The sequence below is a fragment of the Polaromonas sp. P5_D5 genome (assembly GCF_054049435.1).
In genome coordinates this window covers 51,191-77,019 of the sequence record NZ_JBFUMJ010000010.1, presented here as the reverse complement: position 1 = coordinate 77,019, position 25,829 = coordinate 51,191, and the positions used below count along the sequence as shown (strand labels likewise).

Below are 25,829 nucleotides of genomic sequence, written 5' to 3'. Positions count from 1 at the left end.
CTCATTTGTCCTTTCCGGCTGGCTTGCTAAAGCCCACGGTGTCAAGAAACTCGGCAACCCGCGGCTGCCACACCTCGGGAAAGCGGGAAAACAGGCTGTGCCCGTCTTCGCCATGCGGAGGGTATTGCGTCATCTCGGCCTTGCCACCCGCAGCCACATAGGCGTCGAACCACTCCCTTGGCAGCTTCGGGCCAGAGTACATGTCGTTTTCGGTATAGACCCAGAGCATGGGGATGCGCGCCGTTGCCCCGTAATCGCGAAACAGGCGTTCCAGCATTTGCGGCTGGCAGGGTTGTTGCGGGTGGGTTTTGGGGTTGCCTCCCCCGCCTCCGGCGAAATTAATGCTGGCCTGCACACCCGGCGGGTTGAGCGCAGCGACGGTAGCCGCCGTAGTTCCGCCGTACGATTGCCCCATCACAACAGCCCGGTTCTTCGCAGCGTCCGGACGTTGCCGCACGGCCTCAAGCACCGCCAGAGTCTGCGCAGCCGCAGCCGCATAGCCCGGTGGATAGTTCTTGCGATTACAGGCACCGCTGTATTCCACGTCCTCGCCACCGCTCACGCCGTAGCCGATACGTGTCGGTACGGCGACGATAAAGCCGCGCTGGACAAAAAACTTCGACGCGTTGCTGAACCGTGCCCGCCCGACTTTCACCCGGTCTTCCGGCTCGACAGCACGCCCGTGGTTGAGCACCAGCACCGGGGCCGGCCAGGGATTCACGCCGTCAGAGAAGACGGTCACCTTGATGGTGTGCTCGATCGTCTTGCCGTACGCGTCGACCACCTTCACCGGCAAGTCGAACTGGTCTTCACGCAAGCGAGCCTGCGCGGCGCCGGTGGTGACAAGCATTGCGGCACATAACAGGAAGGGCCAAAGTCGATACTGTTTCACGTCAATACCTTTTTGGCCATTTCTTTCCCACACGATTTCCGTATGCTCAGAATGACGTAGGTGTTGTTCATGGTCTTTATTCGCTCCGCAGGCTTACATGCGGAACACGCCAAACTTCGTATCCGGAATCGGTTGGTTCAGCGTGGCCGACAAGCCCAGCGCCAGCACACGCCGCGTATCGGCCGGGTCAATCACGCCGTCGTCCCAACCCCGCGCCGTGGAGTAATACGGGTGCGACTGCTGGCCAAACTGATCCAGCACCGGCTGCTTGAAGGCGGCCTCTTCTTCGGCGCTCCAGGTGCCGCCCTTGGCTTCAATCGCGTCGCGCTTCACGGTGGCCAGCACGCCGGCGGCCTGTTCGCCGCCCATCACGCAGATGCGCGCGTTCGGCCACATCCACAAAAAGCGTGGTGAATACGCCCGGCCGCACATGCCGTAGTTGCCGGCGCCGTAGCTGCCGCCGATGATCACGGTGAACTTGGGCACCTGGGCCGTGGCCACGGCCGTCACCATCTTGGCGCCGTGGCGGGCAATGCCTTCGGCTTCGTATTTGCGGCCAATCATGAAGCCGGTGATGTTCTGCAGAAACACCAGCGGCACCTTGCGCTGGCAGCACAGCTCGATGAAATGCGCGCCCTTCTGGGCTGATTCGCTGAACAAAATGCCGTTGTTGGCGATGATGCCCACAGGCATGCCTTCAATGTGCGCAAAACCGCAGACCAGCGTGGGGCCAAAGCGCGCCTTGAACTCATGAAACTCGCTGCCGTCGACGATGCGGGCAATCACCTCGCGCACGTCATACGGTTTTTTTGGGTCCACCGGAATCACACCATGCAGCTCTTGCGGGCTGTGCAGCGGCGGCACCGGTGTGCGCAGGGCCTGGTCGAAGCGCTTGGTTTTGTTGAGGCTGGCCACGGCCTGGCGGGCCAGCGCCAGCGCATGCGCGTCGTTTTGCGCCAGGTGGTCGGCCACGCCCGAAAGCCGCGTGTGCACATCGCCGCCGCCCAGGTCTTCAGCACTGACGATTTCGCCAATGGCCGCCTTCACCAGCGGCGGGCCGCCCAGAAAGATGGTGCCCTGGTTCTTGACGATGATGGTCTCGTCGCTCATGGCCGGCACATACGCGCCGCCGGCCGTGCAGCTGCCCATGACCACGGCGATCTGCGCAATGCCCTGCGCGCTCATGTTGGCCTGGTTAAAAAAGATGCGGCCAAAGTGGTCGCGGTCTGGAAACACGTCGTCCTGATTCGGCAGGTTGGCGCCGCCCGAGTCGACCAGGTAGATGCAGGTGAGGTTGTTTTGCATCGCCACTTCCTGCGCGCGCAAATGCTTTTTCACCGTCATGGGGTAGTAGGTTCCGCCTTTGACCGTGGCGTCGTTGCACACGATCATGCAGTCCACCCCATTGACGCGGCCAATGCCGGTGATGACGCCGGCGCAGGGCGCGCTGTCGGTGCCGTCGCGGTCGGGGTACATGTCTTTGGCAGCCAGCGGGCCGAGCTCGAGGAAGGGCGTGCCCGGGTCCAGCAGCATCTGCACGCGGTCTCGCGGCAGCAGCTTGCCGCGTGATACGTGCCGCGCCCGCGTGGCCTCACCGCCGCCCAGGGCGGCCTTGGCGACTTGCGCGTTCAGGTCATCTACCTGCGCCTGCATGGCGGCGGCATTGGCCTGAAAGTCGGCAGAACGGGCGTTGAGTTTTGTCTCCAGAGCGGGCATGGCAATTCCTGAAATACGGGTGAAAGGCGCTGAAACGGGGCTGGCCTGCGCCAGACCTTCGGGCGCGTGGCCCCTACCTTAGCGCCAGATTAGCGCTAAAGGGCCAGCTTAGCGAAAACCCGCCCCATCCACACAGCCAATGAGGTTGCAAATCCTGCCACCTACGCGGAAAATTGTCACCATGCCTACGAAAGCACCCGCCAAGCCCGCCAGCCCACCCAAAGCCGCCACGCCCATGGCCTTTGCCAGAAGTATTGCTTCTGCCTACAAACGCTACAACCAAAGCCCGGCAGAAGCCCTGAAACTGGCACAGATCACGCCAACACAGCTCAAACAAGCCAGCGCCCACATCACCGCCCGCCAGATGGAGCAACTCTCTGGCGCCGCCATGCAGGAGCTGGACGACGAAGGCCTGGGCGCCTTCAACCGCAAACTGCCCTGGGGCAGCTACGGCATGTTGGCCCGCGCATCCATCAGCTCACCCAACCTGGGCGTGGCCCTCAAACGCTGGTGCCGCCACCACGCACTGATCGCCGACGACATCACCCTGCGCCTAAGCACCGCCGGCGACACCGCCGCCATCAGCGTCGAAGAAAAAGCCCCCGGCAAGGTCGGTGAGTTTGCTTTGGTGCACGTGCTGCGCAACATCCACGGCCTGGCCTGCTGGTATGTGGATTCACGCATTCCCCTGCAGGGGACACGCTTTCCGTTTGCCGCGCCGCCGCATGTAGAGGCCTATGGGCTGATGTTTCCCGGGCCGTCACTGCAGTTCAATGCCGCCCAGGCCGAGATCCGTTTTGATGCACGCTATTTGGGCTTGCCGCTGCGGCGCGATGAAAAGGCTTTGCAGCAAATGCTGCAGCGCGCTTTGCCGCTGACGGTGTTGCAGTACCGGCGCGACAGGCTGCTGGTGGAGCAGGTGCGGCAGGCCCTGGCGAACCCCGCGGTGGCTTCGCACAACGCAGAGACTTTGGCTGCAGCGCTCAACATGTCCGCGCGCTCATTGCACCGGCAGCTTCAGGAAGAAGGCGCTTCGCTGCAGCAGCTTAAGGACGAGGTGCGGTTTGAGAAAGCGAAGGAGTTGTTGCTGCGAACCTCAAAACCGATCAAGCAAGTGGCTGAGGCTTCGGGGTTTCGGAATGAGAAAAGCTTTATCCGGACGTTTCGGGAGTGGAGCGGCCAGTCACCGGCGGAGTTTCGGCAAGGCAAGCAGCCGCTGGCCTGATTTGCCCCCTTCGTGGCAGGACTTGTGACGCGTTGCGCTCTAGACTGTGCGCATGATCACCCTTCATCACTGCGTCAGCGCCCGCTCGTTCCGGCCCTTGTGGATGCTCGAAGAGCTGGGCTTGCCCTACACGCTGCGCATGCTGCCATTTCCGCCGCGCGCGCTGGCCCGCGAGTTCCTGGCGGATAACCCCTTGGGCACCGTGCCGCTGCTGGTTGACGGCGACACCCGCATGACCGAATCCGCAGCGATATGCCAATACCTAGCGGCACGGCACAGCCCCGGCCAACTGGACGTTGCGCTGACAGACCCGGCCCATGGCGCTTACCTGAACTGGCTGCACATGGGCGAAGCCACGTTGACCTTTCCGCAAACCCTGGTGCTGCGCTATACCCACTTCGAACCCGAAGAGCGCAAACAGCCCCAGGTCGCCGAAGACTACAGCCGCTGGTTCCTCGCCCGGCTGAAAGCCATGGACGCCGCCCTGCAGCAACAGGAATTTCTTTGTGCCGGCCGCTTCACCGCAGCCGATGTGTCGGTCCACTACGCCCTCATGCTGGCCAGCCACCTCGGCCTTGCGGAAAAATTCCCCGATGCCGTGCGCCATTACCACCGGCAGCTGGAGCAACGCCCGGCATTCCAGCGCGCCCTGCAGGCGCAACACCAGGCCGCGCTGGACCAGGGCATCCCCACCACACCGGCACCGGACATGCGGCCGGGCAAGTGATTGGAACGGGGAGAAGCGGCGGCGCTGAATGTGTCTGCGCGCTCCTTGCACCGCCAGCTTCAGGAGGAAGGGGCTTCGCTGCAGCAGCTCAACGACGAGGTGCGGTTTGAGAAGGCGAAGGAGTTGTTGCTGAGGGCGTCAAAGCCGATCAAGCAGGTGGCTGAGGCTTCGAGGTTTCGGAATGAGAAGAGTTTTATTCGGGCGTCTCGAGACTGGACTGGAACTTCCCCATCAGTGTTTCGGGGTGCCAGCTCCTAATAGTTGCGAGCACGTCAATTTTTCAGTCGTCTTCTTACCACCCATGATTTTTAAGGCTTGACTTGTACTTCTTAATGTCAAGGGCAACGGTAAGTGACGTACTAATAGTTTTATTCGATCGTTTCGTCGTAAAGTTTGACAGCATGAAATGCATCGGCTTTGGTATCTTTCGACCCCGACCATCAACAGCAAAAGACGCCGTCACATCTATTTTTTGTTTCGCATCAATATCATCCGGCAAACTTAAATTTAAGATGAACTTTCCTTTCTGCCCGCCCACCTCAAATTCAACTCCAAACACGTTACTGAACCTACGCAACAAATCAATAAGATCTTTAGCGTCTTTCGTCTTAACTTCATCCTCGTAAATTCGCCATGCTTGATGAACTTGTAGCGCCATTCCGTCCCGTTTGGCAGCCACCAGCATTGTGAAGCTGTTGTGAGGAATTTTTTCTGAATATGTTTTAGAGAACAACGAGATTAGTGCCAGCTTATCTTCATCAGACTCTGGTCCAAAATGTTGCTCCTGATCGGATTCGCGAATTGTCGTGATTATCAAATCTTGTTCCGCGTACCATTTTTCCGCGTAAATTTCACGGACGTTCGGAATGATAGAGACTTCATAGAGATCAGAAGGAATCTCCCCCTTTGCTGCCAACTCTTTGAGAACAGAATCGCTATCTTTGGTTGCCGAAAGTACGTCTAATTCTTTATCTATTACATCGCTTATTTTTTCCAAAGTTGCAGGCGTTTCATCATCACGAGCAACCCCAAGCGAGCTTCGAACTTCCTGAAAAATCGCTTCTCGAATAGAAGACTCACCCGGCAGCCGATATGCCGAAGCAGGGTTTACTAAATCCTCAATAGCGAAAGCTGCTCTTGCGAGAATTCCAGCAGCAACCGAAGGAGCAAAATTTGCAACAGTAGAGATCATTTTTTGAACTCGATGATGTCAAACTCGTGAGGCATTAAATCCACAATTTGCATTTCCGGCCCTAAAGCTGCGCGCAATTTGTGAGGGACCGTTATCAAACGCGCAGGGGCAATTCCCGCTTTAGGTATTGCATACAAGATAGGGCGCCATATCTTCCAGCTTTTGGAACCAATGATTGCCATCATTTCGTCCTTCTGGGCAAGATTAATTTTGCCAACAGCGTGCCATTGAACGCTTAGACGTCTAAAAGTCTTCTGATAGCTTTTTATCAGTGAACTGTGAACATCTTCTCCTTCTACATCAGTTGCAAGCTGATGATAGATATTTTTAGGATTTGAACTTGGAGCAATAGCTGCGGCGGCAGTTCCCGGGGGCGCCATCCCAGCATCAAAATATTCGCATACCCAGGCGAAATGCACGCCTCCAAGATATTTCGTAGCGAAATCGTGCGCAATCCAAGGGTTTGTTGAGTAGTAGATTGGGCCGGCCATTAATGTCTCATTCGTTTTTTTTACAGCGCTACTTCACGATTTCGTCACACAATTTGTTACCGATTCTAAGTGATTGAGCTCTGTAGCGTGGTGCTTTTAGAAGAAGGCCTGTCCTCCTAACTCACCTACCCAGCAACCTGCCTCTCCCCCAAAGCAATATCCAGCATCATCTCGCTGGCCAGCGTCCCCAGCTCCTTCTGCAACGCCTCTACCGACAAATTAGCCGGCACCAGCAAATGCGCCTCCACCTTGAAGGTCTGTTTGCCTGAGACGCCGCTGCGCACGATGTCGGTGTGAATGCTTTCAATGCTGATGCCGCGCTCGGCAAGCATCTTGGTGAGGTTGCTGACGATGCCCAGGCGGTCTTCGCCTACGAGCTTAGCTCAAACGTGCACGGTGCGGCGGGGGTTTTAGCTCCCTCTGTAAGCGTCGCAGCGATGAGGTGATTCATGGGAGTCCTGCTCATAGGCATACAACTTGCATTCGCTCGGCCTGCGGCGGGGCAAGTTTTGCAGCGCATGAACTGGCGACGCCCCGGCATCCTCCAACTCTGAAAGCGACCTATGTCATTCACCCGCACCGCTTGCCTGGCGCTTTGCGCCGCGTCCGGCCTGGCGCTGGCCACTCCCTCCTTTGCGCAAGACACATACCCCAACCACCCCGTCAAAGTCATCGTCGCGCTGCCGGCTGGCGGCAGCGTTGACATGGTGGCCCGGCAGGTCAGTCAGCAGCTGACCACCGACCTGGGCCAGCCCTTTGTGGTGGACAACCGGGCCGGCGGCTCGGGGCAGATTGGGGTGCCGGTGGTGGCCAAGGCGGTGCCGGATGGCTACACCATCATGGTGTCGCCGGCGTCTTTTCTGACGACGAACAAGAGCATCTTCAAAACACTGCCCTACAACCCCGAAACCGACTTTGTGGCGGTGACCAAGCTGGTCAACCAGGCCATGGTGCTGGTGGTGAACGACAAGGCCAAGTATGGAACGCCGGCCAGCATTCTGGCGGCGGCCAAGGCCAACCCGGGCAAGCTGACGTATGCCTCTTCAGGTGACGGCAGCCCGCAGCACCTGGCGGGGCTGATGTTTGAAAGCCAGACAGGCGCCAAGCTGCTGCACGTTCCCTACAAGGGCGGTGCCCCGGCCATTACCGACCTGATCGGCGGCGTGGTGGACATGGCCTTTGCCCCGCTGCCGGAGGCGCTTCCGCACATCAAGTCGGGCAAGCTGCATGCGGTGGGTGTGCTGAGTGAGAAACGTGCCATTTCTGCGCCGGACATTCCCACGCTGCGCGAAGGCGGCGTGAACAATGTGGTGCTGTCGGCATGGATCGGCCTGCTGGTGCCCGCCAAAACGCCGCAGCCGGTGATTGACAAGCTCAGCAAATCCGCAAAGACCTTTCTGAGAGGCGATGCCAAAACCAGACTGCTGGAAATCGGCATGGAGCCGGCGCCCGATGAGGCCAAGCCCCTGGCGCAAGTGATATCAGAAGAGATTCGCATCCACGCCGACCTGGTGAAAGCCGCCGGCCTGGTGCCGCAGTAAAAGCGAAGGTGGTGGCCGGGGCTGGGCGCATGCCCCAGGCAGCCGTCAATCAAAAGCTAAGTCAAAGCCGCAGCGGTAACGCCTTCAATCACGCTTCGCGCATTGCGTGCAGCTGCAACGCCCATGTTCACGTAGGCGTTGCTCGTGACACCGCCAATGTGTGGGCTCAGGATGATGCCCGGCTCGCTTTGGAATGGGTGCCCTGGCGCCATGGGTTCCACGCTGAAGCTGTCCAGGCCCGCTGAATGGACTTGCCCGCTGCGAAGGGCTTCGAGCAAAGCGGCCTCGTCTACCAGCCCGCCGCGCGCCGTGTTGACGATGATCACACCTTTCTTGCACTTGGCCAGCGTGGCGCCATTCAGCAGGTTGCGGTTCTCATCCGTCAACGGGCAATGCAGCGAAATCACGTCGGCGTTTTGCCAAAGCGTTTCGAGCTCGACCCGTGTCATGAATTCCGGCAGCTCTTTGGCGTAAGGGTCAAAGCCCAATACCTCCATGCCCAGTGCACTCGCCATGCGTGCAAAGCGCAGCCCGATGGCGCCCAGGCCCACCAGCCCGACAGTCTTGCCATACAGTTCCACGCTCTTATGGGTGGCCTTGTCCCAGTGGCCGGCGTGCATGCGTGCGTCCAGCACGGGAATTGACTTTGCGCAGGCGAGCATCAACGCCAGGGCCTGCTCGGCGACGGCATTGGCGTTGGCGCCGGCCGCGGCACGCACTTCGACGCCCCGCGCGGCGGCGGCCACCTTGTCGATGGTGTCGGTACCGCTGCCGTGCTTGGAGATCACGCGCAGGGATGGCGCCGCCGTGATGGCGGCTGACCCCACCTTGCTGTAGCGCACGATGATGCCCACCGGGTCGTGTCGCTGGCAGAGGGCGACGATGTCTTCTTCCGTCGGCGTCTTGCCGGCGTAGATGACTTCGTAGCCCTGCAAAAGCGCCAGCGCTTCGGGTGCAAGGTCTGCCGCAGTGACCAGAATGACGGGTTTCATGGTGCTTTGCCCGTTGCTCATAGCGACTCGCCTTCTTTCAACACACCGGCGCTGCGCAGCGCTGAGTCCAGCCACTTCGCCGCTGTGTCGCCTTTTTTGATCGCCGCTATCCGTGCGTTTTCGTCGGCCACCTTCTTCACAGCGGCCGGCAGCAGGGATTCGATCTTCTCGCGTTCAACGACGACAACGCCGTCTGCGTCGCCCATCACGAAGTCGCCCGCATGCACGGTGACACCGCCTGCCGTTACAGGATGGCCGATGCGGCCCGGGCAGGTTTTGGTGGGGCCGTTCGGGTTGTACCCGGCCGCAAAGACAGGGAAATCCATTTCGTCGATTTCGAGGGTGTCGCGCACTGCGCCGTCAATGACAACACCGACGATACCCAGCTGTTTGCAGGCGGTCATCATGATGGTGCCCATCAGCGCGGCGGTGAGGTCGCCCTTGCCGTCAATGACCAACACATCACCCGGCTGCGCCAGTGACATGGCCGCGTGAATCATCAGGTTGTCGCCAGGGCGAACTTCAACGGTGAGGGCCGTTCCGGCAAATTTCATGCGGGGGCGCAATGCCTTGATGCGCCCGTGCATCGCACCCCGGCGGCCGGCCACGTCGGCCAGGATGGCAGGCTGGAATGCAGCGGCTTGGCGCACGATGGCGGCCGGTACGCGGTCAAATTTGCGGATGATGTCTTGTGTCATGTCAGTCTACTTTCGCGCCGGATTCTTTGACGATCTTGCCCCAGCGGGTGATGTCTTCCCGGATCAGTTTGCTGAATTGCTCCGGCGTGCTCCCTTCCACGTCGGCGCCCTGGTCGCGCAGCTTCTTGCGCAGGTCGGCCGCCTGCAGCGCCTTGTTGATGTCGGCGTTGAGTTTGGCGACGACTTCCTTCGGCAGGTTCGCGGGCCCGGCAATGCCGAACCAGGTCACGGCCTCAAAGCCCTTGTAGCCGGACTCGGCAATGGTCGGCACCTGCGGCAGGTCTTCGGTGCGTTTGGCCGAGGTGACGGCGATGGCGCGCATTTTTCCGTTCTTGATGTGGCCGATGAGCGTGGGGATGGAGGACACATAGAGCTGCACCTGCCCGCCAATCAGGTCGGTGGCGCCCTGCGCCGCGCCCTTGTACGGCACGTGCGTGAGCTTGACGTCTGCTGCTTTCTGGAAGGATTCGGTTGCAAGGTGCGCGACGGTGCCGTTGCCGGAGGTCGCGTAGTTCAGGAAGCCGGGTTTGGCCTTGGACGCTGCCACGATGTCAGCAAGCGTCTTGTACGGCGAGTCCGCCGCGACGACGATGACCAGCGGCGCACTCGCCACGAGGCTCACGGGCGTGAGGTCTTTCACGGGGTCGTACGGAAGCTTGGCGTACAGGCTGGGGTTGATCGCCAGGTTGCTGGTCTGGCCGAGCACCAGCGTGTAGCCGTCTGCCGGTGACTTCGCCACGGCGTCTACGCCGAGATTGCCGCCAGAGCCCGGCTTGTTGTCAACGATGAAGGTGTAGCCCGAGCCCGTGACCTTGTTCGTGACTTCGCGGGCAATGATGTCGGTGCCGCCGCCGGCCGGAAACGGCACGACGAGACGAATGGGTTTGGTGGGCCAGGCCTGCGCAAAAGCGCTGGTGGCCAGGGAACACGCGATGGCAGCGACCAGCACGTAACGGCGGGAAAGTTTCATGTATGTCTCCAAGGCTCCGCTTTAAAACAATAGCTGCGGTATGGGTGTGACTGTAGGCGCGCGTTGCACGCCATACAATACCGTTTCATACAGTGAACCATGGTGCGGCATGCGCAACGATCCAGCAAATGAGCCAGTTGAGACGGGCGGCGGCGTCATCGCGGTGACGCGGGCGCTCTCGCTGATGGAAGCTTTTGAGGTGGGCGAGTCAACGCTTTCGCTGGCGGAATTGAGCCGGCGCTCACACATGCACAAGACGACGGTGCTGCGCCTGGCGCGCACGCTGGCCTTGTCGCAATACATGGTGCAGGCCGACGACGGCCAGTGGCGGCTGGGGCCGGCCGCTGGCTGGCTGGGTGCGCGCTACCAGGCCGGGTTCGACGTCAACCGCATTGTCGAGCCCACGCTGCACCAGCTCGTCGAGGCAAGCGGTGAAAGCGCGTCGTTCTACGTGCGCGAAGGCGACATTCGCGCCTGCGTAGCACGCGTCGAAGGGCCGCAATCAGTGCGGCACCACGTGCGTGTCKGGGAGCGGCTGCCCTTGAACAAGGGCGCGCCGGGGCGTGTGATCCTGGCCTTCAGCGGCGCAGCGGGAGAACCCTACGAGTCGATCCGAGAGCAGGGGTACCAGATCTCGATGGGCGAACGCGAAGCCGAAGTGGCCAGTGTGGCGGCGCCGGTGTTCGGCCTCAACTGGCGATTGCTGGGGTCCATCTGCATCTCGGGCCCGAGTGCGCGGCTCTCAAAAACCAAACTGATGAAGCACGCAAAGAGCGTCATCCGCGCGGCGAACCAGCTGTCGTATGCGCTCGCCGGAAGCAAGTCGGCTCAGACGCCGCGGGCAGTCTCGCGCTGGCATCCTTGAAAGCGGCTTGTGAGCTGTCTCGCAATCGTCTGAGAAGGATAAAGGTGCCTGGGGCGGATATGGCCCTGGAGGACGCTTACATCAAGGCGCGGTTTTTCTCAATCGACCGCTTCCTGCTCAACCAGACGCCTGATCTTCAACGCTTTCTCAAAGTGGTCCAGCCGGTGCGTTTGGATCCACCATTTTGCGGCTTCCATCAGGAGTTCCGGGTTGTCATTCTTGTTGGCAAAAAACGCGTAGAAAGACACGCCGACGTTTTCGCCTTTCTCTTTGATTTTGTTTTCGCAAACATCGATTATTTTCTGTTTCAAATGGGCACGCAATTGGCCTCCTCACGTCTTCGCCGACATCTTGAACGCCAAAGCAAGATAGTCATGAACATGCTGCTTGTCGTTGATGTCATGAACTGACGCCAATGCAGTCGCTGGTCATGGTTTCAGGATTTGTAGTGTTGCTTGAACTCAGGGCTATTACAGCAAATCATGATTTTCGTTACTGCCAGCACTCGCAGCCACCACGCCGGACAAGCCGAATCTCAGCTCACTTGCCGGAAACCTGCCGCTCCCCCAAGCGAAATCTCTTAAAGCTCGCGCACGATCAACCAGGCACACAAGCCCACCACCAGAACCCCGGCAGCGACAAGCCCGGTCATCGTGGACATCCGGCGCTGGCGTTGACTGCATGGCAGGCAGTAATTGAAGGTTGCGCCTTTGTAGTGAGGCAGAGGCCATAGAAAGCCCGACCCGCCGCAGGCGTAACACCTGCCCTGCGCATTCCTCCGCTTGCCCCGGCGGTCACGCCACACCTGGATGATGAGCCCAACGATGGGCAGCACAGCCAGGGCACCGACAACCAGCACCGCCACAACGATTTCAACCATTGCTATTCCGTACTCTCAGCTCACTTCATGCCCGAGATGCGTGTTGACTTACCCGACAGCAAGCTGCCGCTCCCCCAGCGCAATATCCAGCATCATCTCGCTGGCCAGGGTGCCCAGCTCTTTCTGCAAAGCCTCTACCGACAACTTGGCCGGTACCAGCAAATGCGCCTCGACCTTGAAAGTCTGTTTGCCTGAGACGCCGCTGCGCACGATGTCGGTGTGAATGCTCTCGATGCTGATGCCGCGCTCGGCCAGCATCTTCGTCAGGTTGCTGACGATGCCGAGGCGGTCTTCGCCTACCAGTTCGAGTTCAAACACACGCAGTGCGGCGGGGGTGTTGGCGCCGTCGCTCTTTGCCACCACCACTTGCAGGCCGCTGGACTGCAGGCCGCGCAGTGAGTTGGCGAGGTTGTCGGCGTTTTCGCGGGGCACTTCGAAGTGGACCATGCCGGCGAATTCACCGGCCAGGCGTGTCATGCGGCTGGCGGCCCAGTTGGCGCCGAAGCGTTGGGCTTTGTCGGCCAGGGAGCTAACGATGCCCTGGCGGTCTGTGCCGACGATGGAGACGACCAACGAAGTGTTGGCGGATGAGACCTCTTCGGTCAGCACCACGGCCTTGCGCAGCATGGGCGCGCGGGTGGCGAAGGCCGGGTCTTGCACCTCGGCGGGCAGGCTGCCTTGCAGGCGGGCGTGGTGCACGACCTTGCTGAGCAGCGCCAGACCCATGGGCGCCAGGGCGCGTTCCCACAGTTCGCGGGCGGTTTCGCCTTTTTTGACAAAGCACCAGTCTTGCGCGGCGATGGCGCCTGCGTCCCAGCCGTCGGCCAGGTGGTAGACGGAGCCGCCGGCAATCGGGTCGCCTTCCAGAATCGTCCATTCAACGGCGGCAATGCCGCGGTGGCGTGGCAGCAGCGAGGGGTGGTAGCCGATGCCGCCCAGACGCGAGCGCGCAAGGGCGTCATCGCTCACGCGGGCGTGGGTGTGCGCGGCGATGATGAGTTCGGTGCCTTCGGCAATGGCCTCGCCGGGCACGATCTTGGGGTTGGCCAGCACGTGCACGGGGATGCCGGCGGCGCGCCCGGCAATCGCCAGCCGGTCGTCTTCAGCCGGGGCGACGATGCTGGTGAACTCAATGCCTTCTTCTTTGCGAAGCGCCTCAAACACCGAGGCTGCGAAAAAACGGGAACCGACCAAAGCGCATTTCATGGACACGTCTCTTTAGGAATGAATAGATAAAGGGATGGATTAAAACGGAAAGCGGACATAAAAAAGGGAGCCGAAGCTCCCGATGAGAAACAGCCGCTCAGGCCGCGACAGCCTGGCGCGCCTTCTCGGTCAGGCCGATCTGGTCGAGTGCGGCGGCGAGCTGGCCGACGGTGCGGTCAGACTGGTGCCATTTCTCGAGGCCAAACAGGCCAACGCGGAAGGTCTTGAAGTCTGCGGTCTCGTCGCACTGCAGCGGCACGCCGGCGGCGGTTTGCAAACCTTGCGCAAGGAATTTTTTGCCCGACTGGATGTCGGGGTCTGTGGTGTAGCTGACGACCACGCCCGGGGCCTTGAAGCCTTCGGCGGCCACGCTGGGCAGGCCGCGGCTTTCAAACAGTTTGCGGACCTTGCTACCCAGGGCTTCCTGCTCGGCTTTGACTTTGGCAAAGCCGTAGTCTTGCGTTTCTTTCATGGCGGCGCGCAGGCGCGTGAGGGCGTCTGTGGGCAAGGTGGCGTGGTAGGCATGGCCGCCGTTTTCATACGTTTCCATGATCTGCATCCACTTCTTCAGGTCGCAGGCAAAGCTGGAGCTGGCGGTGCTGTCAATGGCGGCGCGGGCGCGCTCGCTGAGCATGACCATGGCGCAGCAGGGTGAGCTGCTCCAGCCTTTTTGCGGGGCAGAGATGAGCAGGTCAACGCCGGTGGCCTTCATGTCGACCCACATGGCGCCGGAGGCAATGCAGTCGAGCACAAAGAGGCCGCCGACGGCATGCACCGCCGCGGCCACGGCCTGCAGGTAGCTGTCGGGCAGGATCATGCCGGAGGCGGTTTCTACGTGCGGCGCAAAAACGAGCGCGGGCTTTTCTTTGGCGATGGCAGCCACCACATCCGCGATGGGTGCGGGCGCCCAGGGGGCTTGCGCGCCGGGGCCGGTCTGCCTGGCCTTGAGCACGGTGTGCGACGCGGGGATGTGGCCCATGTCGAAGATTTGCGTCCAGCGGTAGCTGAACCAGCCGTTGCGAATGACCATGACATGCTTGCCTCCCGCAAACTGGCGGGCCACGGCTTCCATGCCGTAGGTGCCGCTGCCGGGCACCAGGGCCACGGCGTGCGCCTTGTACACGTCTTTGAGGATGCGCGAGATGTCGCTCATCACGCCCTGGAAGCTTTTTGACATGTGGTTGAGCGCGCGGTCGGTGTAGACCACCGAAAACTCGAGCAGGCCGTCAGGGTCAACGTTGGGGATGAGTCCGGGCATGGTGTTGTCTCTCAAATCGTTATTAAAAGTCGGGCAGCCAGCTTAACAGGATGAGGCGATCTTGGCAGTGGGGTTATGCGTGGTGGCTGGAGGCCCCAGGGTGTGGGAGCGGCGTGGGAAGGCTGTGCGGCGGGCGCTCCGGGGGCACCGTCTGCTATTTATTTCATAGCGGCTCGCGCAGATTCTTATTGGGCTGCAGGCACTTTTTATAGGCAAAAGTTGATACAAATCAAGAATTTGGGCGGTTTGGGCGCCTTGCGGTGCACCACACCCGCCGCCACACCCCGCCAGCCCTTCCTGATGCAATCCTGATGCGGCCGATGGTACGCTGGGCTTCTGATGATGAAAGCTGCTGAACCCACACCCGCCACCGGCACAAGTTTGCGCCACTGGGCCATCGTGGCCGTGCTGCTGGCCGCGGCCACCGGCGGCGGGCTGCTGCTAGACAGGCAAGTCACGATTGCCAGCCAGGCCATGCTGTATGTGCTGGTTGTGGTGGTGGTGTCTTACACCATGGGCTGGAAGGAATCTGTGGCCTCGGCGCTGGTGGCCGTGACGGCGCTGAACTACTTTTTTGTGCCGCCGCGTTTTACCTTTGAGGTGGAGAGCCGGGATCACCTGATTGCGATTTTCAGCATGCTGCTGGTGGCGCTGGCCATCAGCCACCTGTCTGCGCGGCTGCGGCGCGAAACGGCCGTGGCCCGCCTGAACGAAGAGCGGGCGCGCCAGCTGCAGGGCCTGGCCACGCAGCTGGCAGCTGCAGCAAACGCTGAAGAAATTGCGGCACTGGGCCAGGCGGCGCTGGACGAGGCCTTTGAAGGCCCCTGCCTGCTGGGCACACGGCAAGCCGGCGGCGAACTCTCGAACGCCGCCGTGCTCGAGCCCTCAGTGCTGGACGGCATGAAGTGCTGCATGCGCGAAGCGGCCACGCTGGGGCCCGGCACCGGGCGCTGGCCGGGGCTGAACGCCTGGTACCTGCCGCTGGGCGACAAGACGCAGATGCACGGCGCGGCCCGGGTAGAGCCCGCGCCGGCACACGACACCGGCGGGCGTGAACATGCCGAGGCGCTGTGCGCGCTGCTGGGGCAGGCGCTGTGGCGGCTGCAGCTCAGCCAGTCGATGCAGGCGGCGCAGGGCGAGGCGCAACGCCAGCAGGTGCAAAGCACTTTTCTGGCGGCCATTTCGCATGACCTGCGCACGCCGTTGGCAACCGTGGTGGGCGCGGCATCAGCGCTGCAAACGCAGGGCGACAAGCTGGCCCCGGCCGAGCAGGCGCGGCTGCTGGGCAGCATTGTGAGTGAGGCCTCTTATTTATCGACCGTGACGGAGAACACGCTGCAGCTGGTGCAACTCTCTAACACCGCGCAGCCGCCGGCGCGGCAATGGGAGTCGCCGGAGGAAATTGTCGGCACCGTGCTGGCGCGCGTGCGCAAGCGCGATACGCAGCGCCGCATCACCTCGGCCGTGCAGGCCGGGCTGCCTCTGATCAAGGCCGACCCGGTGCTGCTGGCGCAGCTGGTCGACAACCTGCTGGACAACGCGCTCAAATACAGCACGGGCGCGATTGAGTTGACAGTGGGCGAAGACAAGGGAAGCGAAGGCAACATCTTGCGGCTGACCGTGAAGGACAGCGGTCCGCAAATCGCAAAAGACAAGTACGAGGCCATCTTTGCGCCCTATGCACGCGGTGACCAATCCGGCCCGCGCGGCGCGGGCCTGGGACTGGCGCTGTGCCGTGCCATTGCAGAGGCGCACCAGGGCCGGCTCACTTTATCGTCGCGCCGTGATGTTGGCGAACCAGGTGAAGGCAATGTCTTTACCCTGACGCTGCCCATAGAGGCGCAGCAACCCGCCGGGATGCAGCCATGAGCCTGCGCCTTCTGGTGGTGGAAGACGACCGCGACCTGCGCGAGCTGATGCGCGCCTCGCTCTCGGTGGAAGGATTTGAGGTGCAGACGGCCGTGTCGCTGAGCGAAGCCGCGGCGCTGGTGCGCAACGACCCGCCCGACGTGATTGTGCTGGACCTGGGCCTGCCCGACGGTGACGGCGCAGAGCTGGTGCAGGAAGTGCGGCGCAAGCATTCACTGCCGATACTGGTGGTGTCGGCCCGGCACCAGGAAGCGCAAAAAATCAAGCTGCTGGACGCGGGCGCCGACGACTACCTGACCAAGCCCTTCAGCGTGAGCGAGCTGCTGGCGCGCATACGCGTGGCGCTGCGCCACCGCGGCACGGCCCTGGCCGCGGCCGTAACGGTGCATGAACTTGATGGTTTGCGTGTGGACCTGACGCTGCACACCGCGCAGCTGCACGGCGAAACGCTGCACCTGACGCCCACCGAGTTCAAGCTGCTGGCGCGGCTGGTGCGCAGCGCGGGCCGCGTGGTGACGCACCGGCAGCTGCTGGCCGACGTGTGGGGGCCCGAATACACCGAGCACGTGCATTACCTGCGCCTCTACATGGCGCAGCTGCGCGCCAAGATTGAGCAGGAACCAGCCGAGCCCCGGCATTTACTGACCGAAACCGGCGTGGGTTACCGGCTGGCGGTGGACTGATACAGCCTGAACGGCGATTTCCTTACGCGCACTTATGCGTTCCTGATGCCTGCCGGCTGACAGTGAGGGCTTCTTCACTGAGGGATGGAATGTATGGGAAATGTCGCAACGACTGCGAATGCTGCTGCAGAGGGCCAGGCCACAGCCGCCAACAACAACACGCGTAAAAAGGGCCACCGCGAAGGCGTGGCGGCGCTGACGCTGGGCGCGCTGGGCGTGGTGTACGGCGACATTGGCACCAGCCCGCTCTACACCATGAAGGAAATCTTCAGCCCCGCCACGGGCGTGCCGCTGGATGCGCCTCACCTCATAGGCGCGGTGTCGGTGATTTTCTGGGGCCTGATGATGATCGTCACGCTCAAATACATCCTGCTGATCTTGCGGGCCGACAACAATGGCGAAGGCGGCATCATGGCGCTGACCGCGCTGGCGGCCAAGGCGGCCGGGCACAACCCGAAAGCGCGCACGGCGCTGCTGCTGACGGGCGTGCTGGGCGCGGCGCTGTTTTACGGTGACAGCGTCATCACGCCGGCGATCTCGGTGCTCAGCGCGGTTGAAGGGCTGGAGGTGGTGACGCCCGCGCTCAAGCCCTATGTGCTGCCGGTGTGCATGGCGGTGCTGGTGGGGCTGTTTGCGGTGCAGCGTTTTGGCACGGGCCTGGTCGGCAAGCTGTTTGGACCAGTCATCGTGCTGTGGTTTGGCGTGCTGGCCTTTACCGGCGCGATTGAGATTGTGCAGCAGCCCGGCATACTGGCCGCGCTGAACCCGCTGAACGCCATTCGCTTTTTGAGCGCACAGGGCTGGCACATGTTTGTGGCGGTGGGCGCCATCGTGCTGGCCTTTACCGGCGCGGAGGCACTGTATGCCGACATGGGCCACTTCGGCAAGCGGCCCATCCAGTTTGCCTGGGGCGGCCTGGTGCTGCCGGCGCTGGCCATCAACTACATGGGCCAGGGTGCGCTGCTAATGCGCGACCCGGCTGCGCTGGAAAACCCTTTCTATCGCATGTTTGCCGAAGCGTGGCTGATTCCGGCCGTGGTGCTGGCTACGCTGGCTACGGTGATTGCATCGCAGGCCGTCATCTCGGGTGCTTATTCGATGACGCGGCAGGCCATACAGCTGGGCCTGCTGCCGCGCATGAGCGTGCTGCACACCTCGGCGCGCGAGGCCGGTCAAATCTACATGCCGGGCGTGAACTGGCTGCTGCTGGCGGCCGTGCTGGCCACGGTGCTCGGCTTTGGCAGCTCGTCTGCGATGGCGGCAGCCTACGGCATTGCAGTGACGATCACCATGCTGATCACCACCTTGCTGACTTTCTTTGTCATACGCCAGGGCTGGCGCTACCCCTTGCCGCTGGCGATTGCCGCCACCGCCGTCTTTGTGGCGCTGGACCTTTTGCTGGTGGTGTCGTGCATGCTGAAGTTCATGCAGGGCGGCTGGTTTCCGCTGGTGATGGGTGTCGCGATCTTCACCGTGATGGCGACGTGGCGGCGCGGACGCGAGCTGCTGGTAGAAAGCATCCGCCACGACGACCCGGAGCTGTTGCCCTTTGTGACGGCGCTGTCGGCCGACAGTGTGAACCGGGTACAGCGCACTGCGGTGTATGCGGTGGCCAACCCCGACACGGTGCCGCAGGCGCTGATGCACAACCTCAAGCACAACCAGGTGCTGCATGAACGCAACCTGATCCTGACGGTGGTGTTTCATGAAGTGCCGTGGATACCGTTTACCGAGCGCGTGCAGGTGCAGCCGCTGGCACCGGGTTTCTGGCGGGTAGAGGTGAACTACGGCTTCAAGAACACGCCCGACATTCCGAAAGCGCTGGAGCTGTGCAAGGCCCAGGGCCTGCCCATCAACCTGTTCGAGACCTCGTACTTTTTAAGCCGCGAAATCGTGGTGCCCACGCGCGGCTCGGGCATGGTGCACTGGCGCGAGGCGCTGTTCGCCCTGATGTCGCGCAACGCAGGCAGCGTGGCGGGGTTTTTCAAGCTGCCCAACAACTGCGTGATTGAGCTGGGGACGCGGGTGCAGATTTGAGGGAGCCGGCAAGTGCGCGAAGTTACTATCAAATTGATAGCTGGTTGCGCAGACTCCCATTGGGCTGCAGGCACTTTTAATGCCTGAAAACGCCTGTTTTTGGCACTTTCTTGTGCTCAAAAAGCACTCAGGCCAGTTTTCAGCTCACACGGAAACGCTATCAAAACAATAGCTGCTTGCGCCCGTTATTATTGGGTCAGAGGCCTTTTTTGCGCCTGAAAATGGCCCAAAAAGGCCGGTCAGACGCCCGCCCAGCCGCGTCAGGCCTTGCCGTCGTACTGCTCAAAGAAATCGATGGGGTGCATGTCGATGCGCCAGCCGGCCTGCTCGCCCAGCGTGGCCGCGGGATGCAGCGAGGCGGTTTTCACGGCTTCGTCCGGGTTGGCAGCGTCGATGATGAAAAAGCCGCCCACCAGCTCCTTGGCTTCGGTGAACGGGCCGTCAATTTTCTGCGTCTTGCTGCCGCGCGGCTGCAGGCGGATGGCGGGCTCGCCCAGCGAGGCGCTGACGCGCAGCTGGCCGGTGGCCTTGAGCTGGGCGTCCTTGGGCGGGCACTGGCTGACCAGGGCCTGCATGTCGGCGGGCGGCATGGCGGCGAATTCGGCGGGGTTGTAATAGGCGAGGCAAAGGTATTTCACGGTGTTTCCTTCAAAAAGTAGTTGCTGACACCTCTACGACGAATGGCTTCGACCGGAATCGACAGGCTGGCCACGGAAAATTCCGGCTTTATGCCAGATTCGGCCATGGTCGCATCATGGCGCATGTTGGAAGGCGGCAGCCCCAGCACAGCTGGCGCGGTAGCCCATACCCCGCGCAGCGATGACAGCCCGTAGACAATCAGGCACATTGATGCCAATGTGGAATGCATCCATGGCGATGAGTAAAAGCGGTTTCCCATCTTATGAACTCGTTATCCAGATATTTCTTCAAGGTCCTTTTTGTGGCGTCGAGCGGCCTGACCGCGGCAGGGATTGGCATCGCGTGCTTCCTGCTCATCAATCTTGCACCCACTGTCATCTGGGGTGATGAGATTCTTGTGGTCTCACCCTACTTCACGGGAATCCCCAGCCTGGTGGCTGGATTTTTCGTATTTGCGTGGTTCTTCAAGAACGTGCTGGAGTGGCTTAACTACGGCTTTCAGCCACAGCAGAGGTCCCCTTCGGGGCCGCAATTCATTTTTACAGGAGTCACTATTGCGTTAGGCATAGCAGCGATTTTTACTGCCACGAACGGGCTCTACTCCCAATTCTTCGACCTGGCATGGCGCGAAGAAATCCGGCTGGGCAATGGTGAGCTGAAGGTCGTGGAAACACGCAGAACCTATGAGCGCACCGGCTGGCGGCTGCACGAATTCAAGGATGCACGCCTGCAGAGTACCGAACTCAGTTTTGAACCGGCGGCGGGTGAACCCAAGGTGTCCGTTATCACTCAGTTTCAGCCGATCTACCTGAACCGGTTTGATGGAATCTGGTATCTCGTCCTGGCCGGACTGGATGACAGCTTGAACCAAGCACTGCCTAAAGAAAATTGGGGCAGCAGTTACAACACAATGGGACATCGGCTTGCGACATTGGATGGTCGAGAATTCAAACCCATCTCATGGGAGAAAGCCCCCAGATCCATCGTTTTTCACAACCTGCTGTCGACAACTATTTTTGATCTGGCCAAGGTCAAGGCGACAGAAAAGCACGTCATGACCTTGGGTGAAAAGCAGACCTTGATGTACCGGTACGTCAACACGCCGCCGAGTCCAGATCCGCTCAGAATCACGAGAAGCGAGGCCATGAAAACACCGATGATCGCCGAGTACCGGCAGGCCATTGACGATCTCATCAAACCGCCCTGACTGGCAGATCAGCCCATCAAAGATCTGACATCACCCGGTCGCTTCAGCTCAGCAACGCCGGCAGGTCGGCCATAGCGGTGAACACATGCACCGCACCGGCGGCGCGCAGGGCTGCGGGCGCGTCGTGGCCCAGCTCGGGCGGGCTGTAGCCAAACACCGTGCAGCCGGCCGCCACGCCGGCCGTGACGCCGGTGACAGTGTCTTCGACCACGGCGCAGCGCTTCGGGTCTACCCCCAGCGCGGCGGCGGCGGCCAGGTACACATCGGGGAAGGGCTTGGAGCGCGGCAGCTCGTGCCCGCTGAAGATGTTGCCCTCAAAGAAAGGCATCAGGCCGCACTTTTCCAGCTGCAGCTCGACCTTGAAGCGGTCGGCGCCGGACGCGCAGGCGATGCGGCCCTGATAGGCCGTGTGGATCTGGCTGACGGCCTCCACCGCGCCATGCACAGCCAGCAGAGACTCGACCAGTGCCTCGTTGCGGCGGGCGCGAAACTCCAGCATCCACGCTTCGGTCAGCGGCTTGCCGGTGTGGGCTTCGATGGTGGCGGCTTCGTCCTTGACGGCCTTGCCGACAAACATGGCCATGCATTCGGCCGAGCCGAGCTTCCAGCCGAGCTCTTCCAGCATGTCGCGGAGCACGCCGTTGGTCAGCGGCTCGCTGTCGACCAGCACGCCATCACAGTCAAATAACACGGCATCGAACTTCATCTGTCAGCTTTCTTTTTCAGGGGGTCGCCTTGGGCTTGCCGTTGGCGGCGTTGAGGGTGAACATCACCCACTCAGGCCTCATGTTAAATCGCACCGGCAAAATGCTGACGCCCAGGCCGCTGGTGATGTACATGCGATTGTCTTCGTGCCCGACCCAGCCGTAGGCCCAGTCGCGCGGGCCGGCGCCGGGCACCACGGGCGGGCCGTAGAAGGGAATGCTGACCTGGCCGCCGTGGGTGTGGGCGGCCACGATCAGGCCGCGCACCGGCGGCAAGTCAAACAGGCTGGCCGGCTCGTGCATGAAGACCAGCGCCTGCGCGCCCTTGGGCACCTTGCTCATCGCCTTGACCGGCTGGGAGTGGCCGGTGTAGTCGTCGCCCACGCCGACCACCCAGACGGGCGTTCCGGATGCCCCAGGTGGCACGGGTAAGGGCAGGGGTAAAGGCACGGCGTCGTTCTCGAGCACCGTGATGCCCGCGCGGGTGAATGCCGCGGTGAATTTTTCGCCGTCGTGCCACCAGTCGTGATTACCCATGACCGCATAGACACCCAGCCGGGCTTTCAGCCCGCCCAGTACCTGGGCGATCTCGTCCTCGGGTGTGGCGGCGGTGTCGGGCTTGTAGTCGCGGTCGGCAATGAAGTCGCCGGGCAACAGCACCACGTCGGGTTGGGCGGCATTGATCTGCGCCACGATGTCACGCGCACGCTCCACCGTCATGACGCGCCAAAGCGGGCGTTTGGTGAAGTGCCAGTCTGAAGCAATGGCCACTTTCAGGCCGGGTGGCCCTTTCCAGTCCGGAACGGTCTCGCTGATCTCGCGGTGGGCGATCCAGCGTGGTTCGATGATGACGACCCATGTGCCCAGCAGCAAAACCACCGGAATCAGAACGCAGGCCCAGCAAGATCTTTGCAGTTTTACCCGGCGCTCATAAACGGACATCAACACCCGCTTCGTTCACGGCCTCCATCACGCCGGTGCTGTGTGGCGCCAGGCCGTAAGCGCGGAGGTTTTTGCGCAGCTCGGTGGCATCGACTTCGTTCCAGGCCAGGCCGCAGTCCATGCAGGCATGTGAATGCTGGTTTTGCAAAAGCACCGGCTTGCCGACAAGCGAGCGCAGCAAGCCACGCAAGGGATAGAACCGCTCCGCTTCGAAATTTCCGCGTACCACCTTGCGGCTGCTGCAGCGCAGGCAATACATGCCGCGCACGGTTTGATTGAACATTGGTGCTCCCCGCCCAGTTAAGGCTACCGCTCACATGGTACCAACGGCCTGCCGTGCGAACGGGGCCGGAGCTCCTGGCGGGCGGTTCATTGCAACTGGCCAGGGGTGGAGCCGAAACGGCGCACGGGAATGGAGTCGCCATCGGCTTCGGGCGGACTCAGGAAACGGATCGCGCGCTGGGCCTGGTCATCCTCCACCATCAGGCCCTGCAACGCTGCGTCGAGCGCCGCAAAGTCTCCGACCTCGCTACGGCGGCTACCCACCGCCACGGTGAACCGCAGCGCCATGGAGGTGGGGTCGTCGGCATCACGCATCAGCCCCAGGGCCACCAGCCGGGACAGGCGGGCCCTGAACGCTTCACCCGGCATCACACCCTCCATCACAATGCCCAGCATGTTGCGGCCAAGCCGCCCCACGGTGTCGAAGTCGCGCGTGATGGTGCGTACCAGCCGCACGCTGCGGGCCAGCAGTTCTTCGGCCTCAATGATGTTCAGCCCGTCCGGGTCGGCCGGCTCCACAGAAACATAGATGATGGCCAGGTCACGCTTCAGCTCTGGCGCGGCGTTCCAGATGCGGGCCGCGCGGTCGCGAAAGGTTTTCCTGTTAAGGAAACCGGTGAGCGGATCGTGCTCTTTGGCCGCCTGCTCGCGCACTGTATCGGCGTGGCGCAGACGGCTCCAGGCGTTGATGCACAGCATCATGACCACCACCTCCACCAGGGCAGCGGCGACCGGAGTTTCGCCGGGCAACCAGGGCGCGTTGATAAGCCCCGAGCTTTCGGCAAGGGCGAGGGCCACGCAAACAAGGTAGGGCAGGTACACCAGCAGCCAGTAGCCGCCGAAGGCCACACCACGCCGCCAGGCACGCCAGGCGCAGGTGATGGTGAAGGCAAAAACGCTGAGTGTGATGGCGTGAAACATCGGCACCATGCGGTCGTACTGCTCAACGAAGGGGCTGGCCGTCATGTACATGAGGCACAGCGCAACCAGCACGCGCGCCATGCGGTGAAAGTTCCGTCCCTGCAGCCCGCCGAAGATGGACCGGGTGAACTGGAGGTTGAAGGCCAGGGCGCCCATCACAGACAACACAATCGCGTGGCTGGCAAAGGTTGTGGCGTGGGGCCACAGGTAACGCTGGGCCGCGCCGGTGTAGCAGAGGGTGGCCATGACGGTAAACACAAGGTAGCCGGCATACCAGGCATAGGTGCGGTCGCGATAGGCCAGCGCCATCTGGGCGCAGAAGAGAACCAGCGTGATGATCACCCCCAGCTGCAGGCCCACCCACAACATCTGCACCACATCTCGCCGGGACGCCTCTGCCGTACCTACCAGCACGGGACTCAGATTGACGGGCAAGCGGTGTACCACGCGGACAAAAATGTCCTGCGCGTCCGCGCCGGGCTGCGGCAACGGAAAACGCGGCCGCAGCGAATCGACAGGCCACCGCACATGCGCCACAAAATCGCCGGCCACAGCCATGCGCCATGCACCGCCCGCATCGCGCTGGAAGAACTCATACCGATCCACGATCACGGTGGGAAATTCCAGCAGCCAATCGGCGCCATTCACCACGCCCCCCGGCGCCAGCGTCATGCGCAGCCAAAGCGGCGAGGCCGCACTCACCGCATAACGCTTGCCGCTCACCAGGGGCTTGAAGAGCGCGGCATCCATGGCCGCAACCTGCGCAACGGTGGCGCTTGCGGGCAAGCCTTCAAGCACCTGCAGCGGGGCGGGGTAGGACGCCGGACTGCCGGCAGCGGCAGGCGGGGAATTCAGCCCGAGCAGAAACACCAGCCCCAACACACCGGTCCAGAGCAGCGGATTGCACTGCCGCCACGAAGCCGAACGGGTTGCGCGCTGTTCTTTCATGAAATCCATTCTTCACCCGAGACGCTATTAATACAGGAGCAACCAGAACCCGTCAATTAAGGGCTTAAAGCACCTTTTATAGCTCATCACAGGTGGTCGCCGTCGACGTAGTACCAACGACCTAACTCGAGAACAAAGCGGCTGCGTTCGTGCAGGCGCACGGCCGGGCTGCCGGGGGTTTTCTGGCGGGCGACGAATTCGACCTCGGCGCGGGTGTCATCAATCTGGCGATGGCTGCGCACTTCGAGGCCCAGCCATTTCGCACCGGGATCGAATTCAATCGATGCAGGGCGCTGGCTGGTATGCCAGGTAGCGAGCAGGTAGTCGGCACGCCCGGCCACAAAGGCGGTGTAGCGCGAACGCATGAGGGACTCGGCGTCGGGCGCGGGCACGGTGTCGAAGTGACCAAGGTAGCGGCCACAGCAATTTGCGAACGGCAACGGCTTTTTGGCCGGACCGGTGCGGCCGCAGGGGCACGGCTGAGAGGGTGACGGGCTCGGCATCACCCGCGCATCAGCCGCAGGCGTTGTTGTTGGCGAGCGCCTTGCGCTCTTCCAGCGTTTCGGTGGGCGCGCCCTGCTTCACCCATTCGGCATAACCGCCGTCGATGTGGGCCACATTGCGCATGCCCATGTCCTGCAGGGTCTTGGTGGCCAGGGCGCTGCGCCAGCCTGCCCCGCAAAAGAGGATGAACTCCTTGCCTTCGTCGGCAAACAGGGGCTTGTGGTATGGCGACTCGGGGTCTACCCAGAATTCAAGCATGCCGCGCGGCGCGTGAAAGCTGTCCACCACAGTGCCGGCTGCCAGCTCGCGCACATCGCGGATGTCGACGATCTGTACCTTGGGGTCGCCGAGTTTTGACCTGGCCTCTGCAACGGAATAGGTTTTGACCTGCGCCATGGCCTCGTCGACCAGTGCGCGGAATCCTTTGGTAATCGGCATGA

The 25,829-nt window shown here is 61.8% G+C and carries 28 protein-coding genes and 1 pseudogene; 10 read left to right on the top strand and 19 right to left on the bottom strand.

Going from position 1 to position 25,829, the window contains the following annotated elements; genetic code table 11:
- Position 1 precedes the first annotated feature (1 nt).
- Positions 2-850, bottom strand: a complete 849-nt coding sequence (locus ACXJKE_RS22775; protein ID WP_457282865.1) for an alpha/beta hydrolase family protein — start codon at positions 848-850, stop codon at positions 2-4.
- A 135-nt stretch (positions 851-985) separates the two neighbouring features.
- Positions 986-2,608, bottom strand: coding sequence for a carboxyl transferase domain-containing protein (locus ACXJKE_RS22770; protein WP_457282864.1), 1,623 nt, complete (start codon positions 2,606-2,608; stop codon positions 986-988).
- Between the two features lie 181 nt (positions 2,609-2,789).
- Here ACXJKE_RS22770 and ACXJKE_RS22765 point away from each other — a divergent pair, with 181 nt between their 5' ends.
- From ACXJKE_RS22765 to ACXJKE_RS22755, 3 genes and pseudogenes are all read left to right on the top strand, one after another.
- Positions 2,790-3,833 (top strand): AraC family transcriptional regulator, encoded by a 1,044-nt coding sequence (locus ACXJKE_RS22765; RefSeq protein WP_457282863.1) that lies wholly within the window; start codon positions 2,790-2,792, stop codon positions 3,831-3,833.
- Positions 3,834-3,885: 52 nt separating this feature from the next.
- A complete protein-coding gene (locus ACXJKE_RS22760) occupies positions 3,886-4,560 on the top strand; it encodes a glutathione S-transferase family protein (protein ID WP_457282862.1) in 675 nt (224 codons plus the stop codon).
- 15 nt (positions 4,561-4,575) lie between these two features.
- Positions 4,576-4,818: pseudogene (locus ACXJKE_RS22755) on the top strand (helix-turn-helix transcriptional regulator); the annotation flags it as partial.
- Positions 4,819-4,852: 34 nt separating this feature from the next.
- Here the strand turns inward: ACXJKE_RS22755 and ACXJKE_RS22750 are convergent.
- The 3 genes from ACXJKE_RS22750 to ACXJKE_RS22740 form a co-directional block, all read right to left on the bottom strand.
- On the bottom strand, positions 4,853-5,752 hold the full coding sequence (locus ACXJKE_RS22750; RefSeq protein ID WP_457282861.1) for a hypothetical protein: 900 nt from the start codon (positions 5,750-5,752) through the stop codon (positions 4,853-4,855).
- The gene (locus ACXJKE_RS22745; RefSeq protein WP_457282860.1) at positions 5,749-6,243 is read right to left on the bottom strand and encodes a hypothetical protein; all 495 of its coding nucleotides are present in this window, start codon (positions 6,241-6,243) and stop codon (positions 5,749-5,751) included. The genes ACXJKE_RS22750 and ACXJKE_RS22745 overlap by 4 nt, the downstream gene beginning before the upstream one ends.
- A gap of 125 nt (positions 6,244-6,368) precedes the next feature.
- Complete coding sequence (locus ACXJKE_RS22740) at positions 6,369-6,575, bottom strand: hypothetical protein (protein WP_457282859.1); 207 nt, start codon at positions 6,573-6,575, stop codon at positions 6,369-6,371.
- A gap of 231 nt (positions 6,576-6,806) precedes the next feature.
- Here ACXJKE_RS22740 and ACXJKE_RS22735 point away from each other — a divergent pair, with 231 nt between their 5' ends.
- On the top strand, positions 6,807-7,784 hold the full coding sequence (locus tag ACXJKE_RS22735; protein WP_457282858.1) for a Bug family tripartite tricarboxylate transporter substrate binding protein: 978 nt from the start codon (positions 6,807-6,809) through the stop codon (positions 7,782-7,784).
- A gap of 56 nt (positions 7,785-7,840) precedes the next feature.
- Here the strand turns inward: ACXJKE_RS22735 and ACXJKE_RS22730 are convergent, their stop codons facing one another.
- The 3 genes from ACXJKE_RS22730 to ACXJKE_RS22720 are packed head-to-tail and all read right to left on the bottom strand — an operon-like array spanning position 7,841 to position 10,444.
- The gene (locus ACXJKE_RS22730; protein ID WP_457282857.1) at positions 7,841-8,797 is read right to left on the bottom strand and encodes a hydroxyacid dehydrogenase; all 957 of its coding nucleotides are present in this window, start codon (positions 8,795-8,797) and stop codon (positions 7,841-7,843) included.
- A complete protein-coding gene (locus tag ACXJKE_RS22725; RefSeq protein WP_457282856.1) occupies positions 8,794-9,474 on the bottom strand; it encodes an RraA family protein in 681 nt (226 codons plus the stop codon). The genes ACXJKE_RS22730 and ACXJKE_RS22725 overlap by 4 nt, the downstream gene beginning before the upstream one ends.
- A gap of 1 nt (position 9,475) precedes the next feature.
- The gene (locus ACXJKE_RS22720; protein ID WP_457282855.1) at positions 9,476-10,444 is read right to left on the bottom strand and encodes a Bug family tripartite tricarboxylate transporter substrate binding protein; all 969 of its coding nucleotides are present in this window, start codon (positions 10,442-10,444) and stop codon (positions 9,476-9,478) included.
- Positions 10,445-10,553: 109 nt separating this feature from the next.
- On the opposite strand from ACXJKE_RS22720, the gene ACXJKE_RS22715 reads away from it, so the two are divergent.
- Positions 10,554-11,309 carry an IclR family transcriptional regulator gene (locus ACXJKE_RS22715; protein ID WP_457282854.1) on the top strand — a complete coding sequence of 252 codons (756 nt, stop codon included), beginning with the start codon at positions 10,554-10,556 and terminating at the stop codon, positions 11,307-11,309.
- Positions 11,310-11,368: 59 nt separating this feature from the next.
- Positions 11,369-11,719 carry a hypothetical protein gene (locus ACXJKE_RS22710; RefSeq protein WP_457282853.1) on the top strand — a complete coding sequence of 117 codons (351 nt, stop codon included), beginning with the start codon at positions 11,369-11,371 and terminating at the stop codon, positions 11,717-11,719.
- Positions 11,720-11,889: 170 nt separating this feature from the next.
- Here the strand turns inward: ACXJKE_RS22710 and ACXJKE_RS22705 are convergent, their stop codons facing one another.
- The 3 genes from ACXJKE_RS22705 to ACXJKE_RS22695 form a co-directional block, all read right to left on the bottom strand.
- Positions 11,890-12,189: a hypothetical protein gene (locus ACXJKE_RS22705; protein WP_457282852.1), complete on the bottom strand. Its 300-nt coding sequence runs from the start codon at positions 12,187-12,189 to the stop codon at positions 11,890-11,892.
- Positions 12,190-12,237: 48 nt separating this feature from the next.
- Complete coding sequence (locus ACXJKE_RS22700; protein WP_457282851.1) at positions 12,238-13,395, bottom strand: formyltransferase family protein; 1,158 nt, start codon at positions 13,393-13,395, stop codon at positions 12,238-12,240.
- 97 nt (positions 13,396-13,492) lie between these two features.
- A complete protein-coding gene (locus ACXJKE_RS22695) occupies positions 13,493-14,653 on the bottom strand; it encodes an aminotransferase class V-fold PLP-dependent enzyme (RefSeq protein WP_457282850.1) in 1,161 nt (386 codons plus the stop codon).
- Between the two features lie 342 nt (positions 14,654-14,995).
- Here ACXJKE_RS22695 and ACXJKE_RS22690 point away from each other — a divergent pair, with 342 nt between their 5' ends.
- The 3 genes from ACXJKE_RS22690 (at position 14,996) to ACXJKE_RS22680 (ending at position 19,242) form a co-directional block, all read left to right on the top strand.
- Positions 14,996-16,522: a sensor histidine kinase gene (locus ACXJKE_RS22690; RefSeq protein ID WP_457282849.1), complete on the top strand. Its 1,527-nt coding sequence runs from the start codon at positions 14,996-14,998 to the stop codon at positions 16,520-16,522.
- On the top strand, positions 16,519-17,205 hold the full coding sequence (locus tag ACXJKE_RS22685) for a response regulator (protein WP_457282848.1): 687 nt from the start codon (positions 16,519-16,521) through the stop codon (positions 17,203-17,205). Before ACXJKE_RS22690 ends, ACXJKE_RS22685 begins: the two co-directional genes overlap by 4 nt.
- Positions 17,206-17,298: 93 nt before the next feature.
- Entirely contained in the window at positions 17,299-19,242 is a 1,944-nt protein-coding gene (locus ACXJKE_RS22680) for a potassium transporter Kup (RefSeq protein WP_457282847.1), read from the top strand.
- Between the two features lie 260 nt (positions 19,243-19,502).
- On the opposite strand, the gene ACXJKE_RS22675 is transcribed toward ACXJKE_RS22680, so the two are convergent.
- Together ACXJKE_RS22675 and ACXJKE_RS22670 are read right to left on the bottom strand one after the other, a co-directional pair.
- Positions 19,503-19,880 (bottom strand): YciI family protein, encoded by a 378-nt coding sequence (locus tag ACXJKE_RS22675; RefSeq protein ID WP_457282846.1) that lies wholly within the window; start codon positions 19,878-19,880, stop codon positions 19,503-19,505.
- Entirely contained in the window at positions 19,877-20,089 is a 213-nt protein-coding gene (locus ACXJKE_RS22670; protein ID WP_457282845.1) for a hypothetical protein, read from the bottom strand. The genes ACXJKE_RS22675 and ACXJKE_RS22670 overlap by 4 nt, the downstream gene beginning before the upstream one ends.
- Before the next feature lie 54 nt (positions 20,090-20,143).
- Here ACXJKE_RS22670 and ACXJKE_RS22665 point away from each other — a divergent pair, with 54 nt between their 5' ends.
- Positions 20,144-21,088, top strand: coding sequence for a hypothetical protein (locus tag ACXJKE_RS22665; RefSeq protein WP_457282844.1), 945 nt, complete (start codon positions 20,144-20,146; stop codon positions 21,086-21,088).
- A 43-nt stretch (positions 21,089-21,131) separates the two neighbouring features.
- Here the strand turns inward: ACXJKE_RS22665 and ACXJKE_RS22660 are convergent, their stop codons facing one another.
- From ACXJKE_RS22660 to ACXJKE_RS22635, 6 genes are all read right to left on the bottom strand, one after another.
- Entirely contained in the window at positions 21,132-21,794 is a 663-nt protein-coding gene (locus ACXJKE_RS22660) for an HAD family hydrolase (RefSeq protein WP_457282843.1), read from the bottom strand.
- Between the two features lie 16 nt (positions 21,795-21,810).
- Positions 21,811-22,671, bottom strand: coding sequence for a metallophosphoesterase (locus ACXJKE_RS22655; RefSeq protein WP_457282842.1), 861 nt, complete (start codon positions 22,669-22,671; stop codon positions 21,811-21,813).
- Between the two features lie 49 nt (positions 22,672-22,720).
- Complete coding sequence (locus tag ACXJKE_RS22650; protein WP_457282841.1) at positions 22,721-23,017, bottom strand: hypothetical protein; 297 nt, start codon at positions 23,015-23,017, stop codon at positions 22,721-22,723.
- Between the two features lie 86 nt (positions 23,018-23,103).
- Positions 23,104-24,885, bottom strand: a complete 1,782-nt coding sequence (locus tag ACXJKE_RS22645) for a sensor domain-containing diguanylate cyclase (RefSeq protein WP_457282840.1) — start codon at positions 24,883-24,885, stop codon at positions 23,104-23,106.
- Positions 24,886-24,971: 86 nt separating this feature from the next.
- Positions 24,972-25,388, bottom strand: a complete 417-nt coding sequence (locus ACXJKE_RS22640) for a YchJ family protein (protein WP_457282839.1) — start codon at positions 25,386-25,388, stop codon at positions 24,972-24,974.
- 10 nt (positions 25,389-25,398) lie between these two features.
- Complete coding sequence (locus ACXJKE_RS22635) at positions 25,399-25,827, bottom strand: rhodanese-like domain-containing protein (RefSeq protein WP_457282838.1); 429 nt, start codon at positions 25,825-25,827, stop codon at positions 25,399-25,401.
- Between the last annotated feature and the right edge of the window lie 2 nt (positions 25,828-25,829).

Bases quoted from the DNA above. Each gene is read 5' to 3' on its own strand.
- ACXJKE_RS22645 (WP_457282840.1), bottom strand. From the start codon at position 24,885: ATGAAAGAACAGCGCGCAACCCGTTCGGCTTCGTGGCGGCAGTGCAAT.
- ACXJKE_RS22665 (WP_457282844.1), top strand. From the start codon at position 20,144: ATGAACTCGTTATCCAGATATTTCTTCAAGGTCCTTTTTGTGGCGTCG.
- ACXJKE_RS22635 (WP_457282838.1), bottom strand. From the start codon at position 25,827: ATGCCGATTACCAAAGGATTCCGCGCACTGGTCGACGAGGCCATGGCG.
- ACXJKE_RS22690 (WP_457282849.1), top strand. From the start codon at position 14,996: ATGAAAGCTGCTGAACCCACACCCGCCACCGGCACAAGTTTGCGCCAC.
- ACXJKE_RS22775 (WP_457282865.1), bottom strand. From the start codon at position 850: ATGCTTGTCACCACCGGCGCCGCGCAGGCTCGCTTGCGTGAAGACCAG.
- ACXJKE_RS22700 (WP_457282851.1), bottom strand. From the start codon at position 13,395: ATGAAATGCGCTTTGGTCGGTTCCCGTTTTTTCGCAGCCTCGGTGTTT.
- ACXJKE_RS22745 (WP_457282860.1), bottom strand. From the start codon at position 6,243: ATGGCCGGCCCAATCTACTACTCAACAAACCCTTGGATTGCGCACGAT.
- ACXJKE_RS22640 (WP_457282839.1), bottom strand. From the start codon at position 25,388: ATGCCGAGCCCGTCACCCTCTCAGCCGTGCCCCTGCGGCCGCACCGGT.
- ACXJKE_RS22760 (WP_457282862.1), top strand. From the start codon at position 3,886: ATGATCACCCTTCATCACTGCGTCAGCGCCCGCTCGTTCCGGCCCTTG.
- ACXJKE_RS22730 (WP_457282857.1), bottom strand. From the start codon at position 8,797: ATGAGCAACGGGCAAAGCACCATGAAACCCGTCATTCTGGTCACTGCG.
- ACXJKE_RS22650 (WP_457282841.1), bottom strand. From the start codon at position 23,017: ATGTTCAATCAAACCGTGCGCGGCATGTATTGCCTGCGCTGCAGCAGC.
- ACXJKE_RS22685 (WP_457282848.1), top strand. From the start codon at position 16,519: ATGAGCCTGCGCCTTCTGGTGGTGGAAGACGACCGCGACCTGCGCGAG.
- ACXJKE_RS22695 (WP_457282850.1), bottom strand. From the start codon at position 14,653: ATGCCCGGACTCATCCCCAACGTTGACCCTGACGGCCTGCTCGAGTTT.
- ACXJKE_RS22710 (WP_457282853.1), top strand. From the start codon at position 11,369: ATGGCCCTGGAGGACGCTTACATCAAGGCGCGGTTTTTCTCAATCGAC.
- ACXJKE_RS22750 (WP_457282861.1), bottom strand. From the start codon at position 5,752: ATGATCTCTACTGTTGCAAATTTTGCTCCTTCGGTTGCTGCTGGAATT.
- ACXJKE_RS22735 (WP_457282858.1), top strand. From the start codon at position 6,807: ATGTCATTCACCCGCACCGCTTGCCTGGCGCTTTGCGCCGCGTCCGGC.
- ACXJKE_RS22765 (WP_457282863.1), top strand. From the start codon at position 2,790: ATGCCTACGAAAGCACCCGCCAAGCCCGCCAGCCCACCCAAAGCCGCC.
- ACXJKE_RS22720 (WP_457282855.1), bottom strand. From the start codon at position 10,444: ATGAAACTTTCCCGCCGTTACGTGCTGGTCGCTGCCATCGCGTGTTCC.
- ACXJKE_RS22670 (WP_457282845.1), bottom strand. From the start codon at position 20,089: ATGTGCCTGATTGTCTACGGGCTGTCATCGCTGCGCGGGGTATGGGCT.
- ACXJKE_RS22770 (WP_457282864.1), bottom strand. From the start codon at position 2,608: ATGCCCGCTCTGGAGACAAAACTCAACGCCCGTTCTGCCGACTTTCAG.
- ACXJKE_RS22740 (WP_457282859.1), bottom strand. From the start codon at position 6,575: ATGCTTGCCGAGCGCGGCATCAGCATTGAAAGCATTCACACCGACATC.
- ACXJKE_RS22725 (WP_457282856.1), bottom strand. From the start codon at position 9,474: ATGACACAAGACATCATCCGCAAATTTGACCGCGTACCGGCCGCCATC.
- ACXJKE_RS22705 (WP_457282852.1), bottom strand. From the start codon at position 12,189: ATGGTTGAAATCGTTGTGGCGGTGCTGGTTGTCGGTGCCCTGGCTGTG.
- ACXJKE_RS22660 (WP_457282843.1), bottom strand. From the start codon at position 21,794: ATGAAGTTCGATGCCGTGTTATTTGACTGTGATGGCGTGCTGGTCGAC.
- ACXJKE_RS22680 (WP_457282847.1), top strand. From the start codon at position 17,299: ATGGGAAATGTCGCAACGACTGCGAATGCTGCTGCAGAGGGCCAGGCC.